This window comes from Sorangium sp. So ce128 (genome assembly GCF_051525245.1).
Taxonomy (GTDB): domain Bacteria; phylum Myxococcota_A; class Polyangia; order Polyangiales; family Polyangiaceae; genus Sorangium; species Sorangium cellulosum_B.
On the sequence record NZ_CP150313.1, the window covers coordinates 3,998,067 to 4,015,622 of the forward strand.

General features: G+C 73.4%; 9 protein-coding genes. 5 read left to right on the forward strand and 4 right to left on the reverse strand.

Translation table 11 applies throughout. The features are described 5' to 3' along the window. The first annotated feature begins 148 nt into the window (after positions 1 to 148). A complete protein-coding gene (locus WME82_RS15425) occupies positions 149 to 5,281 on the forward strand; it encodes an AAA family ATPase (RefSeq protein ID WP_438043458.1) in 5,133 nt (1,710 codons plus the stop codon). A 20-nt stretch (positions 5,282 to 5,301) separates the two neighbouring features. On the opposite strand, the gene WME82_RS15430 is transcribed toward WME82_RS15425, so the two are convergent. Continuing rightward, a complete protein-coding gene (locus tag WME82_RS15430; RefSeq protein WP_438043459.1) occupies positions 5,302 to 5,658 on the reverse strand; it encodes a hypothetical protein in 357 nt (118 codons plus the stop codon). Between the two features lie 324 nt (positions 5,659 to 5,982). On the opposite strand from WME82_RS15430, the gene WME82_RS15435 reads away from it, so the two are divergent. The 3 genes from WME82_RS15435 (at position 5,983) to WME82_RS15445 (ending at position 9,247) form a co-directional block, all read left to right on the forward strand. Then, positions 5,983 to 8,295: a PilZ domain-containing protein gene (locus WME82_RS15435; RefSeq protein ID WP_438043460.1), complete on the forward strand. Its 2,313-nt coding sequence runs from the start codon at positions 5,983 to 5,985 to the stop codon at positions 8,293 to 8,295. Between the two features lie 64 nt (positions 8,296 to 8,359). Beyond that, complete coding sequence (locus WME82_RS15440) at positions 8,360 to 8,716, forward strand: hypothetical protein (RefSeq protein ID WP_437746241.1); 357 nt, start codon at positions 8,360 to 8,362, stop codon at positions 8,714 to 8,716. A gap of 12 nt (positions 8,717 to 8,728) precedes the next feature. Beyond that, positions 8,729 to 9,247 (forward strand): HNH endonuclease, encoded by a 519-nt coding sequence (locus WME82_RS15445; RefSeq protein ID WP_438043461.1) that lies wholly within the window; start codon positions 8,729 to 8,731, stop codon positions 9,245 to 9,247. Between the two features lie 37 nt (positions 9,248 to 9,284). Here WME82_RS15445 and WME82_RS15450 read toward each other — a convergent pair whose 3' ends face one another. After that, the gene (locus tag WME82_RS15450; RefSeq protein WP_438043462.1) at positions 9,285 to 9,986 is read right to left on the reverse strand and encodes a hypothetical protein; all 702 of its coding nucleotides are present in this window, start codon (positions 9,984 to 9,986) and stop codon (positions 9,285 to 9,287) included. Positions 9,987 to 10,331: 345 nt separating this feature from the next. Here WME82_RS15450 and WME82_RS15455 point away from each other — a divergent pair, with 345 nt between their 5' ends. Further along, positions 10,332 to 10,553, forward strand: coding sequence for a hypothetical protein (locus tag WME82_RS15455; protein ID WP_438043463.1), 222 nt, complete (start codon positions 10,332 to 10,334; stop codon positions 10,551 to 10,553). A gap of 831 nt (positions 10,554 to 11,384) precedes the next feature. Here the strand turns inward: WME82_RS15455 and WME82_RS15460 are convergent. Continuing rightward, positions 11,385 to 12,671, reverse strand: a complete 1,287-nt coding sequence (locus WME82_RS15460) for a patatin-like phospholipase family protein (protein WP_437552608.1) — start codon at positions 12,669 to 12,671, stop codon at positions 11,385 to 11,387. Continuing rightward, positions 12,668 to 17,152 (reverse strand): serine/threonine-protein kinase, encoded by a 4,485-nt coding sequence (locus tag WME82_RS15465; RefSeq protein ID WP_438043464.1) that lies wholly within the window; start codon positions 17,150 to 17,152, stop codon positions 12,668 to 12,670. Before WME82_RS15465 ends, WME82_RS15460 begins: the two co-directional genes overlap by 4 nt. Between the last annotated feature and the right edge of the window lie 404 nt (positions 17,153 to 17,556).

The window sequence follows — 17,556 nt, forward strand, 5'->3', positions numbered from 1 at the left end:
CACGCCCGCGCACCTGCGGAGCTCGAGACAAGGGACGACGAGGACCATCGATGGGATGTGCGCTGGACTACTGATCTAGGCCACAGCGGCTCCGACGCGACGTCGAACGCCGTCACGGTAGGTTCCGTATCAGTTGTAACCTGTACGCATGACCACACTCGGCGCGGTCCATGCCACCGGATCCGCGAGCCCGCTGCAGGGCTACGCCGCGGAAGCCATCCTCCACGAGGGGACGATGATCACCGTGCGCCGCGCGCGCCGCGCGTCGGACGGGCAGCCCGTCGTGCTGAAGGGACCGAGCGCCGGGCGGGCGTCGCCGCGCGCGATCGCGAGGCTCCGCCACGAGCAGGTGATCACGCGCGAGATCGCGCACCCGGGCGTCCTCCGCGTCCTCGACGTCGAGGAGAGCGACGGGGGGCCCGTGCTCGTCCTGGAGGACTTCGGCGGCGCGTCGCTCGACATCGTCCTGCGGAGCGAGAGGCTCGGCCTGGCCACGACCCTGCGGATCGGCATCCACGTCGCGGATGCCCTCGCGTCGCTGCACCACGCGGGCATCATTCACAAGGACGTCAAGCCGCACAACCTGCTCGTCCGCCTCGATCCGCTGGTGGTCAAGCTCGCCGACTTCGGGATCGCAACGCGCCTGTCGCAGGAGGCGCCGAGGGCCGAGAACCCGGGCGCCGCGGAGGGGACCCTTCCGTACATGTCACCCGAGCAGACGGGCTGGATGAACCGCAGCCTCGACTGCCGGACGGACCTCTATTCCCTGGGCGTCACCCTCTACGAGCTGCTCACGGGCGCGCCTCCGTTCACCGCGCCGAGCGCCATGGAGCTCGTGCACTGCCACCTGGCCAGGACGCCGACGCCGCCGCACGCCGCGTCGGCCGAGATCCCGCGCGTCGTCTCCGATCTCGTCATGAAGCTCCTCTCCAAGGCCGCCGAGGATCGGTACCCGTGCGCCGAGGCGCTGCGCGCCGATCTCGAGGAGTGCCTCCGGAGGTACGAGGCCGACGGCCGCGTCGATCCTTTCCCGCTCGGCGAGCGCGACGCAGGCGGCCGGCTCTGGCTGCCGGAGAAGCTCTACGGGCGCGAGGCCGAGGCGCAGGCGATCGTGGCCGCGTGCGAGCGCGCGGCGGCCGGCGCCGTCGAGCTGTTCCTCATCTCCGGCCACGCCGGCGTCGGCAAGTCCGCCCTCGTCCGCGAGGTCTACAAGGTGCTCGCGCGGCGGCCCGGGTACTTCGTCTCGGGGAAGTTCGGCCAGCTCAAGCAGCGCACCCCCTACGCGGCCATCGCGCGGGCGTTCGGCGAGCTGTGCGAGCGCATCCTGTCGGAGGGCGAGGAGTCCGTGGCGCGCTGGAAGGCCCGGCTGAGCGCCGCGCTCGGCTCGATCGGGCAGGTCGTCGTCGACGTGATCCCCGAGCTCGAGCGCGTCGTCGGACCCCAGCCCGCCGTGCAGCCGCTCGGGCCGAACGAGTCGAAGAACCGCTTCCGCCTGGCGTTCCAGACCTTCGTCCGCGCCGTCACGGAGGAGCACCTCCTCGCGCTCTTCATCGACGACCTCCAGTGGGCCGACCCGGCCTCGCTGAAGCTCCTCGAGCTCCTCATGACCGATCCCGACGTCCGCGGGATGCTCGTGATCGGCGCCTACCGCGACCAGGAAGTCGACGACGCCCACCCGCTGGCGAGGCTCGTCGACGGCCTGCGGGCGGCGGGCGCGTCCGCCTCCGAGGTGTGGCTCGGGCCGCTCGAGATCGAGGACATCCGCCGGCTCCTCGCCGACGCCCTGCGTTGCCGCCTCGAGGACACGGACGCCTTCGCGGCGCTCATCCTGGAGAGGACCGCGGGCAACCCGTTCTTCATCCACCAGCTCCTGCACGCCCTCGCCGGCGAGGGGATCGTGCGCTTCGATCCGGCCGCGGGGGCGTGGGCGTGGAGCCTCGATCGCGCCCGGAGCGCGGAGGGCGCGGAGGGCGTCGTCGAGCTGATGGCCGCGAAGATCCGGCGGCTCGCGCCCGGCGCGCAGCGCGCCCTCCGGCTCGCCGCCTGCGTGGGCCACCGCTTCGACCTCCGGACGCTCGCGCTCGTCGCCGAGCAGCCTCCGGGCGAGGTGGCCGCGGCCCTCTGGGAGGCCCTGCGGGCGGGCCTCGTCGTGCCCCTCGATCCCGAGTACCGCCTCGTCCACGCCGGCGACGCGGCGGTCGCGGGCAGGCTGCTCGAGGACCCCTCGTTCCGCGTCTCGTACCGGTTCCTGCACGATCGCGTCCAGCAGGCGGCGTACGCGCTCATCGATGAGCCGGAGCGGAAGCGGCTGCACCACCGCATCGGCCGGCTGCTCGCGGCGAGCCTCGGCGAGGACCCGAGCGACGAGGATCTGTTCGTCGTCGTCGGCCACCTGAACCTCGCCCCGGCCCCGATCGAGGATCCGGCGGAGCGCGGCGAGTTCGTGCGGCTCAACCTGGCCGCGGGGCGGCGCGCGCAGGCGGCGACCGCGTACGACGCCGCGTTCGGCTACCTGAGCGCCGCGGCGTCCGCGCTCGGCCCGGATCCATGGGCCGGCGAGCCGGGCCTCGCCTTCGACGTCTTCGACATCCATGCCGCGAAGGCCGAGTGCGCGTACCTGACCGGCCGCTGCGACGACGCGGAGGCGCTCTTCGACGCCCTCCTCGAGCGCGCCACCTCGGACGTCCAGCGCGCGCGCGTTTACTGCATGCGGATGGTCCTCTACAACGCGCAGCACCGCTGGGCGGACTCGCTCGCGGTGGCGCTCCAGGGCCTGCGCCTCTTCGGCATGGAGGTGCCCACCGAGGGCGAGGCGCTCGCCGCCGCGCTCCGCGCGGAGCTCGCCGAGGCCGAGCGCGGCTTCGCCGCCCGGCGGGGCGAGGACGTCGGCGCGGGCCCGGAGCTCGCCGATCCGCGCGTCAGGATCGTGGTGGAGATGCTCGGCTACGGCTCGCCCTCGGCGTATATCGTCAACCTGCCGCTGGCCCAGCTCCTCGCCGTCAGGATGGCGAACCTGTCGCTCCGGCACGGGATCTCGCCGATGGCCAGCGTGGCGTACGCGCTCCACGGCTTCTACCTGGCCGCGTTCTGGGGCCAGCCGCACGAGGGCTACAGGATCGTGCGGATGGGCGTCGCCCTGAACGAGAGGTACCGGGTCGATGCCATCAGGGCGAAGGTCGACTTCAACTACGGGGTCGTCATGAACCACTCGAGGCCGCAGCGCGAGGCGCTCGAGGTCCTCCAGCGGGCGCGGGTCGCCGGGATGGAGACCGGCGACTTCATGTTCGCGTCGGCGGCCTCCAACATCGTCGCCCAGATGAAGCTCAGCCTGGAAGGCGAGCTCCGGCGCGTGCGCGAGGACGTCGGCGGGTTCCTGCGCTTCACCTCACGCACGAAGGACGCGCTGTCGACGGCGGTCCAGACCGTCGCGCTGCAGGTGATCCAGAACCTCGAGGGGCGCACGCTGGACCGCGGCACGCTGAGCGACGCCGGCTTCGACGAGGACGCCTTCGTGCCGAAGCTCGATGGGATGGGCTTCGCGATCGTCGCTGGCTTCTACTACACGAACAAGCTCGCGCTCGCGTACCTCTACGGCGATTACGAGGGCGCGCTGCGGGTGGCGCGCCGCGCGCACGAGCGGGCCCGCGCCGTGACGGGCCAGTACATCGGCATCGTCGATCTGCCGCTCTACACCTGCCTCACCATCCTGGCGCTCGGCCCTCGGGCGAGCGGGGAAGAGGGCGGCGCGCTGGCCGAGATGCTCGCGTCGAGCCACGACAAGCTCGCCGTCCTCGCGCGGGACTGCCCCGAGCTCCGGCACCTGGAGCTGCTCGTCCGGGCGGAGCGCGCGCGCGTCGCCGGGGAGGCGCTGGAGCCGATCCTCGAGCTCTACCAGCAGGCGAGCGACGCGGCGGAGCAGGCGGGGTACGTGCGCTACCGCGCGCTCGTCAGCGAGCTCTTCGGCAGGCTCCTCGCGGCGAGGCGCATGCCGTGGCTCGCGCGCTCGTGCCTCGTCGAGGCCTACCAGGCCTACGCGCGCTGGGGCGCCACGGCCAAGCTGCGGCAGATGGAGGAGGCGTACGTCGAGCTGCTCCCCCGCGCGGCGGCGGGCCAGCCCGCGTCCGCGAGCGTCCTGTCGAACCTGACCTCGGTCGCCTCGTCGACGATCGAGACGGTCGCGCGGCGCGTGGCGCTGCTCGACGCGGCGGCGCTCATCCGCGCCGCGCAGGCGGTGGCGCGCGAGATCGACCTCGGCCGCGTGATGACGCGGCTGCTCCGGCTCGCCGTCGAGAGCGTGGGCGCCCAGCGGGGCGCGCTGATCCTGGACCACGAGGGCGGGCCGCGCGTGGAGGCCGTCGCCGAGGACGAGGGCGAGGTGCGCGTCGGCCCGTCCACGCCCGTGCGCGAGAGCGGCGCCGCCGCAGCCCGGGTGATCGAGCTCGCGATGCGCACCGGGAGCGCCGTCGTCGTGGCCGACGCCGCGCAGGACGGGCGGTTCGACGGCGACCCCTACGTCGCGGCGCGCAGGCCGCGATCGGTGCTCGCGCTGCCCATGGTGAGCCAGGGGGAGATCTCGGGCGTCCTCTATCTGGAGAACAACGCCGCGCCCGAGGTGTTCTCGCCCGCCCGCCTCGACGTGCTCGAGCTCGTCGCCGCGCAGGCCGCCATCGCCGTGAAGAACGCGCTGCTCTACGCGCGCGTCAAGGCGGCGAGCGACGAGCTCCGCAGGGCCAACGACGCGCTCGAGGCGGCCGTCGCCGCCCGCACCGCGGAGCTCTCCGCGGCGAAGGTGCAGCTGGAGGCGGAGCTCGTCGAGCGGGAGAGCGCCGAGCGGGCGCGCGCCGCCCTCCAGGAGGACCTCATCCGCGTGCAGCGCGAGCGGCTCGCCGAGCTGTCGACGCCGCTCATCCCGATCACCGACCGGATCATGGTCATGCCGCTCATCGGGACCCTGGACGCGGAGCGGGCGGACGAGGCGCTCGAGACGGCGCTGCGCGGCGTGGCGGACACGTCGGCGCAGGTCGTCATCCTGGACATCACGGGCGTGAAGGGCGTGGACAGCAGCGTCGCCGCGACGCTCGTCCGGGCCGCGACCGCGCTGCGGCTGCTCGGCGCCGAGGCGGTGATCACCGGGATCCGAGGCCACGTGTCGCAGACGCTGGTCAGCCTCGGGATCGACCTGAGCGAGACCGTCGTCCAGGGGACGCTCCAGCGCGGGATCGCGTACGCGCTCCGGAAGACCGGCCAGGCGCGGCAGCTCGCCGCCATGGCCCCTCGCTGACGGCCCGCGATCGCGGGCGCTCAGTTGGCGAGCTTGTTCGCCTCTCGCGGGCCGAAGATCGCCTCCCAGTTCGAGCGGTAGGCGTCGGTCGCGACCTGCGCGGGGCCTGACCGGGGCGACTCGCGCGCCGCCGGGAGGAGCACCTCCACGTCGAAGAGCCGCGCGTGCTCGGACCGCTGCGTCAGCTTCACGAGCTCCCCGTTCAGCGGGCGCCCGTGCTCGGTGGGCCGCAGCTCGCCGACTTCGAGCCGGTCCTCCCGGCTCCGGATGACCCGGAAGCCTTCCCCCTGCTCGACGGGGCTATGGATGAAGACGACATCCTGATTCGCGGCGGGCGCGGGCGTGTCCTGGTTCTGCGGGGGCTCGTCCTTGCCCATCGCGAGAGTTTCCCACGTTTGCCCCCCCGAGCGCCAGGTGAAGCGAGCGCTCGATCACCGCCCGTCACCGCCTGTCGCCGCCCGTCACCGCCCGTCACCGCCTGCCGCCCATCGCACACCGCCTCCGCCCCCGTTGCTCCGTCGCTCGCCGCGCCGCAACGCTGCGCATCACGGCGGCGCGTATTCACGTGGCGCGTGGCGCGTGGCCGGGGCCTCCAAAACTTGGCCAGCGCGGGGCTTACGCCGTACTGCCGGCCAATGGGCCCTTTGCACCGCGGAGGGCCCGCGACGGCGGACGCGGCTTCGCGGCGGAGGAATGGGCGTATGAACGGTCGAGGCGCAGAGGGAGAGGGCGTTCGCAAGGCGCCGGAATCCTTGGACAGGGAGCGCGAGGGCGGCGGCGAGCGGCGCGCTGGCGCCGGGCAGCGGGTCCGCGTCGAGGCGCTCGTCGCGGTCGGCGAGACGTCGGGCGGCGGCTTCGAGGCCGAGTCGATCGACATGTCCCCCGAGGGGATGCGCCTGCGCACGGCGTACCTGCCGCGGGTCGGCGACGCCCTGATCTGCCGGTTCGACGGGCTCGGCAAGGAGCTGGTCGTCGAGGGCGAGGTCTGCTGGCGCGCCGAGCAGGCGCGCGGCGGCGAGTTCGGCCTGCGCTTCACCGGCCTCGACGCCGGGTCGGAGGAGGCGGTGCGCGCGATGTGCTCGTCGATCGACGCGGGCGCTGCGGGCCCCGCGCCGGCGCTCGCCGTCCAGGCCGCGGCCGCGTCGCCCGGGGCCGCGCAGCGGGGCTCCCGCGTGCGGCTCCACATCGAGGGTCTGGGCTCGCCCATGAAGGCGCGCGTGCGCGGCGGCGGGCTCGACGACCTGGAGGTCGGCTCCAACCTGGAGTTCCTCAAGGTGGGCCGCTCCCTCGAGCTGGAGGAGGTCGATCAGGGCACGCGCCGCGAGGCGTACATCGATCACGTGAGGGTCGAGGTCGACCCGGCGACGAGCGTGCCGCAGCTCGTTGTCACGCTGGCCTACGAGGCGCCCCGCGCGGCCAGGGCGCCGCGGCCGCGGCCCTCGTCGCCCGAGGCGCTTCCCCCGGCCCCGGCGCGATCTTCCCACGACGCCGGCGCGCGGGCGCCGTCGTCGCCGCCGCAGGGCGAGCGCGCGGCTGGGCGACCGTCGTCGGCGCCGACCGTCCCGGCGCGCGATCATCAAAGCGAGCGCGCGGCTGCGCGGCCTTCCACGGCGCCGACGGTTCCGGCGCGCGATCATCAGGGCGAGCGCGCGACGGCGCGGCCGTCCTCGGCGCCGCCGGCCGAGCCTAGGGGCGAGCGCGCCCCCTCGGGCGCGAGCGGCGGCGCGGCGGCCCACGCGGACGACGACCACGACAGCGACGTGTCGCCGGCGCTCTCGGCCCGGGAGGCGCGCGCGGGCGCCGAGGCGGCCCCGCCCTCCGCGGACGACGGAGCGCCGTCCTCCGCGGGGAGCGCGGCCGAGGACGCGGGCGCCGAGGCGGCTGCCGACGCGCAGCCGGGCCGGCTGCGTGAGGTCGGCGAGAAGGCCGCGATGGCGGGCAAGGCGGTGGCGGGCAAGATCGCGCCCGCGCTCGCCGGCGCCGGGGCGCGCGCGGCCACGGCGATGGCGGGCCTCGTGGCGAGGATCAAGGCGCGGCGCGCCGCGCGCGCAGGCGACGGCGACGGGTCGGGCAAGGACGGCGGCCCGCGCCGCAAGACGGCGCCGCCGCCGGCTGGCGCGCTGAAGTCCGGCGGGCGCCGGCTGGTGCGCGAGGAGCCCGAGGAGGCGGCGGGCGAGGGCGGGGAGCCGCCGCGCTTCAACAAGAAGGCGGCCGCGGTCGGCAGCTTCCTTGGGCTGGCGGCGGTGCTCGTGGTGTTCGGGGCGGCGCGCCTCTTGGGCCTGCGGGGCGGCGACGCGCCCTCGGCCGGGGCCGAGTCGGCCGCGGGCGCGCCGGCGCTGCCAGCGTCGGCGTCCTCCGGCGCGCCTGCCCTCGCGGCGGCCGCGGGGCCCGCTGCAGCGCCGGGCGGCGCGCTCACCGCGAACGTCCCGCTGTTCGGCGCGACGCCCCTGTCGACGACGGAGCCTGTGCCGCCGACGCCGCCGGCGGAGCCGAGCGCGCTGGCCGGCGACGCGCTCGCGCCGGGCGCGGCGGTCCCGGGCGGCCCGGGCGAGGACGACGAGGTGGAAGCGGCGGACGACGGCGACCAGGAGGGGCCGCGGGAGTGGGGGCAGGGGTCGGTGAGGAACCCCATCGTCCTGAAGCTGAAGATGGACGGCCCGATCGAGGAGCTGAACGGCGCGGCCGGCGCGATGGGCTTCACGGTATCGCTGCCCGATCGGCGGGCGCTGTCGTCGGGCAGCGGCCTCGCCCGCAAGGACAAGCGCATCGCGTCGGTGCGCGTGGTCAACACCGCGCACGGCGCGGAGGTCACCCTGCAGTTCAAGGACGGCGTGCCCGCCTACAAGGCGAAGGCGCGCGGCGATCGCCTGGAGATCGCGCTCGGCCGCGGCGAGTCGAAGAAGGTGGCGTCGAAGTCGAAGCCCGAGAAGAGCGAGAAGCACGAGAAGAAGAAGGGCGACGACGCCAAGAAGAAGAGCGAGAAGGGGAGCGGCAAGAAGGACAAGGAGCGCTGAGGGGCGCGGGCCGGGCGGAACTAGCCAGGTTGGCGCGCCGTCCTCGGCGTGGCATTCTCCTGGGGTGCGGTGGAACGACGAGAAGAGCCGGCGTTTCCAGGCGCTCCGCGCGGCCGAGGCGCGCGGGACGTTGACGGACCCCGAGCGCGCGGAGCTCTCTCGTCTGTTCGAGGATCTCGACGCGGAAGAGGCCGACGCCCTGCGCCCGGCGATGGAGCTGGCAGCGGCACGCGCGGAGCACCTCGCGGCGCAGAAGGCACAGCTCGAATCCCAGGCTGACGCCCTGGCGCGCATCGTGGCCGAGCAGGAAGGGCTCCTGGCAGATGCCACCACCTACCTCCAGAAGCTGCGGGAGAAGAACGCGGCCTTGGCGGAGGACTACCGGCGCCTCATGGGGCACGATCTCGCCCCGGCCCGCTGAAGGCGTAGTCGCGTGGCCGATGAGTTACGCGCGCTGGTCCGGGAGGGCTTTCGAGCGCGCTGCGCCTACTGCGGGGTGCACGAGGATGCGGTCGGGGCCACGCTGACGGTCGACCACCATCGCCCGCGCGCGCATGGAGGCACCGATGACGTGGCGAACCTCGTCTACTGCTGTGCCAGGTGCAACGAACACAAGGGCGCCTACTGGCACGAGCAGGATCCTCCTTATGTCCGCCTGCTTCATCCCGGGCGAGATAATCTGGCGCAGCACCTGCACGAGAGCGACGACGGACATCTCGTTGGCCTCACCCCCGCAGGCGAGTTCTTCGTCCAGCGCCTGCGATTGAATCGCCCGCAGCTCGTGGCCTATCGGCTCGCACGGCAGGCGGAGGCGACGCTTACAGCGGAGCTCGCGGTGAGCCGCCGGCGCGTCGAGGAGCTGGAGCGGGCGGTGCTCGATCTGCGTGCGGCGCTGGAATCGACCGCGGATGAGATCGAGCGCCGGTCGAAGGGGCGCCCCGGGGAGCCCTGAACCGGTCGAATCCGGGCTCGGCGCTTTCCTCTCCTCTTCAGAGGAAGAAGTGGACCGTCAGGTTGACGGACCCGCTGCTGGCGTTGCTGCTCTCGCCCATGTACTCGTAGCTCAGGATTGTCCAGCGCCCGGTCATCTCGAACCCGAAGCCCTTCGGACGACCCCACAGAACGCCCAGCTCCAGCATGCCGCCCAGGGCGTCGTCGAACCGAGCATCGGCGCCGCCGAGGACGCCGTCGCCATAGAGGCGCGGGTTGATCTCCAGGATCCCGCCCGCGGCCAGGACGCCGTGCCACGAGCTGTCGACTGCCACCAGGCTTCGGACGGAGGCCATCAATGGGATGCGCTCCAGCTTGATCGAGCCATCGGCGTCGACGAGGGTGCTCTTGTACTTCCACCCGGCGTCCAGCCCGAGACCGAGTCCCACGCGATCTCCGAGCCAGAGAGGCGTCCAGGTCAGTCCACCGGAGAGGGAGATCCCTTCTCCGGCGTGGACGGCGGTCGTGGAGCCGTCCGAGTACGTGAGCTCGGCGAGCTCATCGCCGCCGAAGGCGAGGCCGAGCGAAGCGTGCAACCCCAGAGACGAGAGCCATTCCCCGCGGCGCAGGGCCGGGGCGAACTCGTTCGGAGCGCGATCCGCCTCGGGTGCTGCGGAGGGAGCCTCGGCGCGCGCCACGGAAGCCCAACCCAGTATTCCCATTCCCAGCGCAGTGATCAGGATCTTCGAGTTGATGGTCATGGTTCTCGCTCCAATCCGAGCCGTCAGCCGATGACGGCGACGACGACCTTGTCGCGCACGTCTACGAGTACGCGTTCGCCAGCGCGGCTCTCCCCGACGTCGTGCAGCCCTTTGAACGCCGTCATGCCGGCGATCGGTGCGGCGTCAGCCTTGGTGAAGGACAGGCACGCTGGCGTTGTGTGAGCCTTCGTGTGACGAGGCGATAGACAATGCGTTTGTTGTGTAATCTTGTCAACGGCGAAGCAGGGAGGGGTCATGGCGTTATGGAGGCATACCCAGCAGGCTTGGGTCGAGCTCCCGGGAGCGCTCGCCACGGACGCCGCGCAAGGCTCGGTCGATGGATGGATGGATGCGCAGGAGCGTGGCGGTGGGGCCGACCCGCGCATCGCTCTGTCGCGGGATCGGGTGTTTCGGGCGGTGCTTCGCTTCGCCGATGAGGCCGGCCTCGACGCCGTGACGATGCGGGCTGTCGGCCAGCGCCTGCACGCCGAGGCCATGTCCCTCGACAAGCATGTCACTCACAAGGGGGAGATCGTCGACGATCTCGTCGAGATCGTGTTCTCCTAGATACTTTGCCATCGGCCTGGGGGTGCCGCCGGGGGGGAGCAACGGATTGGATCCGTTGGGAGGGGGCGTCGCCAGGGGGTTGCGGCGGACCGGATCCGTTGGAAGGGGGCGTCGCCAGGGGGGTCGCAACGGATCGAGTCCGTTGGAAGGGGGCGTCGCCAGGGGGGTCGCAACGGATCGAGTCCGTCGGGAGGGGCGTCGCCAGGGGGGTCGCAACGGATCGAGTCCGCTGGGAGGGGCGTCGCCGGGGGGGGCGCCACGGATCGAGTCCGCTGGGAGGGGCGCCGCCAGGGGGGTCGCAACGGATCGAGTCCGCTGGGAGGGGCGTCGCCAGGGGGGCGCAACGGATCGAGTCCGCTGGGAGGGGCGTCGCCAGGGGGTCACAATGGGTCCGGACCGTTGAGGGGGCCGCCGGGGCCGCGACGCGCGCTGACTGTCCGCGTCCTGGGCCCACGTCGCCGAAGGTCCTCCTTGATTCCCCATCCACGGCAGCCGCGGTAGGCCCCCGTGGCATAGGTGTTAACCATGCGCGTTCAGGGCCCCAAGCCAGCCCCCAGCAGCCACCCCTGCGGTCGTGGTCGTGGTCGTGGTCGTGAACGTGGTCGTGAACGTGGTCGTGGTCGTGGTCGTTAACGGCTCAGTCGTGAACGTGAACGTCTCGTCCCGTCAATCGTCGATCAAGGTACCGGCGGAACGTTCACGTCTACGATCGTGTCGTCGACGACCACGACCACGACCACGACCACGACCACGTTCGCGTTGGTGAACGCTGGGGGAGGGGGTCGCGCTTGGGGCCCTGAGCGCGACCGAACGACCTCCGCCGCCGCGGCGCTACACGGATCTCCCCGGCCCCACCGGCGGCGGGATCGACCACTCCGCGCTGTCCGACAGCCGGGGCTCCGCCTCCTCCGCCGCGCTCCCGAAGAAGTCCGCGACGTCGTGCCGCCTCGCCTCCGCGTCCGCGCGCCCCAGCTCGATCAGCTTCCGCGTGAACGAGCCGTCGAACAGGAGATAGCTCGCGAGATCCGCGTCGTTCTCCGCGCCGACGTCCACCAGCGAGAGCAGCCTCCGCATCATCGCCGGGCCGCCCTGCAGCTTGCCCGCCCTCACGTGCTCCGCCGCCAGACGCCCGAGATCCGCGCTCGGCCGCACCACCAGCGTCTCCACCCGCCGGTACGGCAGCGCCCCGCGCAGCGCGGCGGCCCCGTTGATCGATTGCAGGAAATCCGGGCCGAACGCCTGCTCCCCGTCCTCGATCATGTGGTTCACCCGCGTCAGCACCTCGAAATCGGTCTGGATGTGGTCGAGCAGGAACGCGTTCAGCACCTTGCCGAGCACGAGCGCCATCCCCGGCGGCTTGCCGCTGTCCCCCGCGTCGATGCTCCGCACCTCGCGCGACAGCCCGATCGCCAGGACGTGCGTCGCCCCCAGCCGGAGCGCCGGCGCGATCGGCGTGTTCTGCCGCACGCCCCCGTCCATGTACAGATCGCGGCCGATCCGCACCGGCGGGAACAGGATCGGGATCGCCGCGGACGCGAGCGCGTGCTGCGGGCCTATCAGCGCCCCCCGGATGATCGTCCGCGGCGGCGCCGTCGTCGGCAGCGCCCCGTCCGGGCCCGTCTGCATGAAGATCACCGTGCGGCCCGTCCCGATCTCCGTCGCCGACACGCTCACCGCCGAGAGGTAGCCGTGACGCAGCGTCCGCGCGATCGCGCGCCACGGGATCTCCCGCTCGACGAGCCGCTGCATCGGCGACACGTCGAACAGGCCCACCCCCTCCGACCCGCCCCCGAACAGCAGCTTCGGCATCGAGATCGCCTGCCGGACCCCGAAGCCGAGCACCGTCTCCAGCTTCAGCTGCGTCCACAGGTTGACGAGGCGCCGCACCCCCAGCGTCGGATCGTCGAGGTGCGCCGCGAGGTAACACGCGTTCACCGCGCCCACCGACGTCCCGCACAGGATGTCGATGCGCGGCGGCGCCCCGCGGAGCCGGGCGAACGCGTCGAGGACGTACGACAGCACGCCGACCTCGTACGCGCCCCGCGCGCCTCCGCCCGAGAGGATCACCGCCACCTTGCGCCGCGGCTTCGCCCCGGTCCTCGCGCCCGTTCCCGTCATGCCATCTCCCCGCGGCGGAGCGGGTCGTGCGCCGCCGCCGGTCCGTCCGCCTCCGCGGCGAGGACCCGCCGCACCACGGTGCGCTCCAGGAACAGCGCCCTGAGCCGCGCGTCGCGGATGTAGCCCGCCACCCTCCGCACGTGCGCCGCCGCGCGGTGGTACGCGTCCGTCGAGCTCGCCGGCGCGCCCTTCTGCAGCGCCTCGCAGCAGAGGTCGCGCACTTCGATCCCGTACTCCGAGCTGCCCGCCTCGACAGCGCCGAGCGCCGTCCGCGCGAGCAGCACCCCGGAGTGGACCTCCCCCGCGTCCACCCGCGACGCCGCCTCGATCGCCGTCGCGTGGGCGTGGTAGCTCATCAGCCCCTGCGACTCGGCGAGCTGCCGCGCCTCGGAGGCGTTCGCGATCGCGCCCTGGATATCGCCTCGCGCCCTGGCCAGCAGGCCGCGGACGTTGCGCTCGTGGATCATGTCGTAGACGCTGCCGGTCACCGCGATGAGCGCGCCCGCATCGGCGCAGAGCGTGTGCGCGGCGTCAACGTCGCCCGCCTCGAGGAGGATCCCTGCCGAGCAGAGGAGCGTGTCGGCCCGCGCATCCTGATCGTCATAGCGCTCGTGGGCCTCGCGCGCCCGCTTCATGTACGCAAGGCTCCGCGGTACGTCTCCCAGCTTCGCGTAGGCGTGGCCGATGTTGCTCAACGTTTTGGCGATCTGGAACCGGCCGCCGATCGCGAGATCGATGGAGATCGACGAGAGCCCGACCGCGATCGCGTCCTCGAAGCGCTCGAGCACGAACATCGCCACCGCGAGCGAGTTCTTCGCGCGCGCCTCGCTGCGGCGCGCCCCCACCGCGCGGAACACCGCGATCGCCTCGGCGTAGGCCTCCACCGCCTCCTGCACGCGGCCGACCCGGCGCAGGAGCACCCCCTTCGTGCGCAGCACCTCCGCGCGCGCCCGCGGCGTCAGCCCGCCCGCCTGCGTCACCCGGAGCGCGCGATCCGACGCGCTGATCGCGCCCTGGACGTCGCCGAGCTCGCGCAGCACCTCCGACAGGATCGTGAGCGCCTCGACCTCGAGCGCGGGGCGGCGCGCGATGCGCGCGATCTCGGCCGCGCGCTGCGCCACCGGCAGGCCGCGGGCGAGGTAGCCGTCGTCGAGGTCGAACCGCGCGGTGCGCACGAGGGCGAGCGCCGCCCAGCGGGCGTGGCCGCTCTCCTTCGCGAGCTGGCGCAGCGCCGCGAGGTGCCGCCGCCGGTCGCGGCGGCGGCCGAGGTGGCGGAAGATCGCCTCCAGCGCCTCGTGCGCGATCATCCGCCGCGTGTCGCCGGTCGGCAGGAGCGACAGCGCGCGCTCGTAGTACCGCCGCGACAGCTGCGCCTGGTGCCCCGCGCGCGCGGCCCGCGCGGCGTCGAGGTAGAGCTCCGCCGCCGGCCCGGGCGCCTCGCCCCGCGCGAGGTGCTGCGCCACGATCGCCGCCGAGAGCCCCTGCGAGAGCGGCGTCGTCGAGAGGTGCTCGCCGAGCCGCCGGTGCATGCGCACGCGGCTCGCGCCGTCGAGCGCGAGGTAGGCCACGTCGCGCACGAGCGGGTGCCGGAAGTCCACCGCCCCGGCGCGGCGATCGCACAGGCCGCGGGCGCAGAGGCGCGTCACCGCCTCGTCGTCGGCGAGCCGCGTCAGGTTCAGGATGTCGTCCTTGAGCAGCGGCCCCCCCGCGACCGCCAGCCAGTTCACGACGTCGTGCTCCGCCGGCGGCAGCTCGCGCAGGCGGTCGCCGATGAGCTGCTCCAGCGTCGAGGGCAGCGGCTCGCCGCGATCCCCCGTCCGGTCGTGGCGCACGAGCTCGTGCCGCCCGCCCGGGTGCTCGACGATCTCCAGCGTGCCCCGCTCGAGGAGCGCGTCGATCATCTCGAGCAGGAAGAACGGGTTGCCGGCGACGCGCGGCACGAGCTCGCCGCAGACGGCCGCCACCCCGTCGCGCACGCCGAGGCGGGCCTCGACGAGGCGCATCTGCTCCTCGGCGCTGAGCCCCCGGAGCTCGATCCGCACGAGCCCCTCGATGAACGGGGTCACGCGCTCCTCGGGTCGCGTGAGGAGCAGCACGAGCACCGGGAGCCGCTCCGCGCGCTGCTTCAGGAGCTCCGAGAGGAGCTCCAGGCTCGGCCGGTCGGCCCACTGGAGGCCGTCGATGACGACGACGAGCGGCTGGTGGCGCGCCAGCGAGCCGAGCAGGTACTTCACGCCCCGCACCACCACGTCGCGGCCGTAGGCGGCCGCTTCCTCCTCGGGGTGCTCGAGCTGCTTGCCGGTGACGAGCTCGGCGAGCCGCGTGACGATGCGCGCGCCGAGCGGCGAGCGCGCGATGGGCCCGAGCAGGGCGCGGATCACGTGGGAGGCGTCGTCGATCGCGTGGTCGAGCCCCATCCCGGTGACGTCGCGGAGCACGTCGCAGACCGTGGCGAGCGGCAGCTCGCTCTTCACGGGCGAGCACTCGACGTGGAGCACGCGCGCGTCGCCGGGGAGCTCCGAGAGGAACGTGGAGATGAGCGCGCTCTTGCCGATGCCCATCTCGCCGACGATGACGCGCGCCACGGACTGGCCGCGGAGCGCGCCGACCGGCGGGCTCGAGGGCCTGCTCGAGATGCTCGGGGGCCTGCTCTGCCGGCTCCCCGGCGGCTCGCTCTCGCCGAAGCGCGCGGGCGGCTCGACGTTGCCCTTCACGGGCGGCGAGATCGCCCGGTGGTAGGCCGCGTGCAGGTCGGCCCGCTCCGCGTCGCGCCCCACGAGGTCGTTCGGCGAGAGCGCGATCTCCGCCATCCGCTCCTCGCGCGTGAGCGGCCGCTGCAGCGCGTAGAGCCGCATCTGGTGCGGGACCGGGTAGCCGCGGGCGTCGTCGAGGTCGAGCGAGGGCGCGTCGCCCCAGCGGAAGTCGCGGCGGACGAGGCGGTAGACGCCGCCCGCGACCCACGTCTTGCCGAACGGGGTGCGGCTGCCGATGCGCTCGGCGAGGAAGTTCGCGGGCTCCTTGAGCGCGTGGTTGATGAGGTGCCCCTGCTCGTCGCGCTCGCCGTACGCGATGCCGCGGACGATGCCGATCGCGGCGCGGAGCTCGACGGGCAGGTCCTCCGACGCGCCCGCGAGCGCCTCGTGCACGTCGACCGCCAGCGAGGCGGCGTCGGCCGCGGCGCGCGAGGGGTTCGCGAGCAGCCCGACCACCGCGCGCGCGCTCGCGTGCGACTCCCACGACCAGATCGCCCCATGCTTGAAGGCGATCGCGTCGAGGGTCGTGCGGATCGAGCGCCCGCTGCGCTTGCCGGCGAGCCGGCCCTGCGCCCCGAGCAGCGCGTCGACGCCCTCGATGCGCAGCGTGACCACGGCGACGTGGCGCACCTCGCGCACGGCGCGCGGCGCGCCCGTGCCCTCGGCGTCGCCTCCGGTGCGCGCGGCCGGCACCGCCGCGAGCGTCTGCGGCTGCGCCACGGAGCCGTCGTCTTCGGGCTGCTCCTCCGCGCCCTCCGCGCCCTCCACGCGGCGCGCGGCGCCCTCGCGCGCCTCCTCCGCGCGGTCGCGGCCGAGCAGGTGGGCCACGGTCTGCTCGACCGAGGCGTTGTCGACGAGCTCCTGCCTCGCGAGCAGCGCGCGCGCGACCGCCCCGGCCAGGTCGCGCGCGGTCTGGAAGCGGGCCTCGGGCTCGCGCTCCATGGCGCGCATCACGATCGCCTCGAGCTCCGCGGGGATGTCGCGCGCGTGCGACGACGGCGGGTCGAAGCGGCCCTCCTTCACGGCCTGGAGCAGCGCCTCGTCGTCGAGCTTGCCGTACGGCGAGCGCATGGCGAGCAGCTCGTAGAGCACGACGCCGAGGGCGTAGATGTCGCTGCGCCGGTCGACGCGCTCGCCGCGCGCCTGCTCGGGCGACATGTACCCGAACTTGCCCTTCAGCACGCCGGGCTCCTCGCGGAAGAGGTTGGCGCTGGCGATGCCGAAGTCGGCGATCTTCACGACGCCCTCGAGCGAGAGCAGGATGTTCTGCGGCGAGACGTCGCGGTGGACGATGGCGAGCGGCATGCCGCCCTCGTCCTTGCGCTCGTGGGCGTAGTGCAGCCCCTTCGCCGCCTCGGAGACGATGAACGCCGACACGAGCGGCGGGATCCGCGACTCCTTCTGCTGGGCGGCCCGCATCAGCTTGCCGAGGTCGAAGCCCTCGACGTACTCCATCGAGAGGAGCAGCCCGTCCTCGCCGTGGTCGGAGAACTCGTAGACCTGGACGATGTTCGGGTGGTTCAGGCGCGTGGCGAGGTGGGCCTCCTCCACGAACATCGCGCGGAAGCGCCGCGAGGCCCCGTGCGCGGGGAGGATGCGCTTGACGACGAGGAGCTTGTACGTCCCCTCGGCGCCCCGCTTCTTGGCGAGGAAGACCTCCGCCATGCCGCCAGCGCCGAGGCGGCGCTGGATCTCTAGGTCGGCGAGCTGGGACGGGTGCTTGGCCATGCAGCGAAGCGGCGCGCGGGCGCCCTGGCTGGGAGGCGCCGAGCGCGGTGAATCGGGTGACCGGTGATGAACGAGGTCCGCGCTCGGTTCCCCCGATCCATGGGAGGACTACGGGTTGACCCGCATGGTAGCGTCCCGCCCGCGTCTCCGGGGAGACAACCAGGGTGGAAAGGCGAATCTTTCTGGGTGGCTCGGGGATCCCCGGCGGGGGTGAGCCTGCCCGCGCGCCGCACATCCGCGATGGCGGCGCCGCCAGACCCCGGCCCTGACGCTTCGCTTGCAAGGCGCCCTCCCACGGCGCCCGACACCCGGCCGGTGCTGCGCCAGCAGCAACAAAGCGGTTGCCGAAGCACAGGTCGTCTGTTAAAACGGATGCCGCGTCTGTGATGAGAGACGCCGGGCGT

Coding starts and splice junctions, on each gene's coding strand:
- WME82_RS15435 (WP_438043460.1), top strand. CDS start 5,983: ATGAACGGTCGAGGCGCAGAGGGAGAGGGCGTTCGCAAGGCGCCGGAA.
- WME82_RS15455 (WP_438043463.1), top strand. CDS start 10,332: ATGGATGCGCAGGAGCGTGGCGGTGGGGCCGACCCGCGCATCGCTCTG.
- WME82_RS15465 (WP_438043464.1), bottom strand. CDS start 17,152: ATGGCCAAGCACCCGTCCCAGCTCGCCGACCTAGAGATCCAGCGCCGC.
- WME82_RS15460 (WP_437552608.1), bottom strand. CDS start 12,671: ATGACGGGAACGGGCGCGAGGACCGGGGCGAAGCCGCGGCGCAAGGTG.
- WME82_RS15430 (WP_438043459.1), bottom strand. CDS start 5,658: ATGGGCAAGGACGAGCCCCCGCAGAACCAGGACACGCCCGCGCCCGCC.
- WME82_RS15450 (WP_438043462.1), bottom strand. CDS start 9,986: ATGACCATCAACTCGAAGATCCTGATCACTGCGCTGGGAATGGGAATA.
- WME82_RS15425 (WP_438043458.1), top strand. CDS start 149: ATGACCACACTCGGCGCGGTCCATGCCACCGGATCCGCGAGCCCGCTG.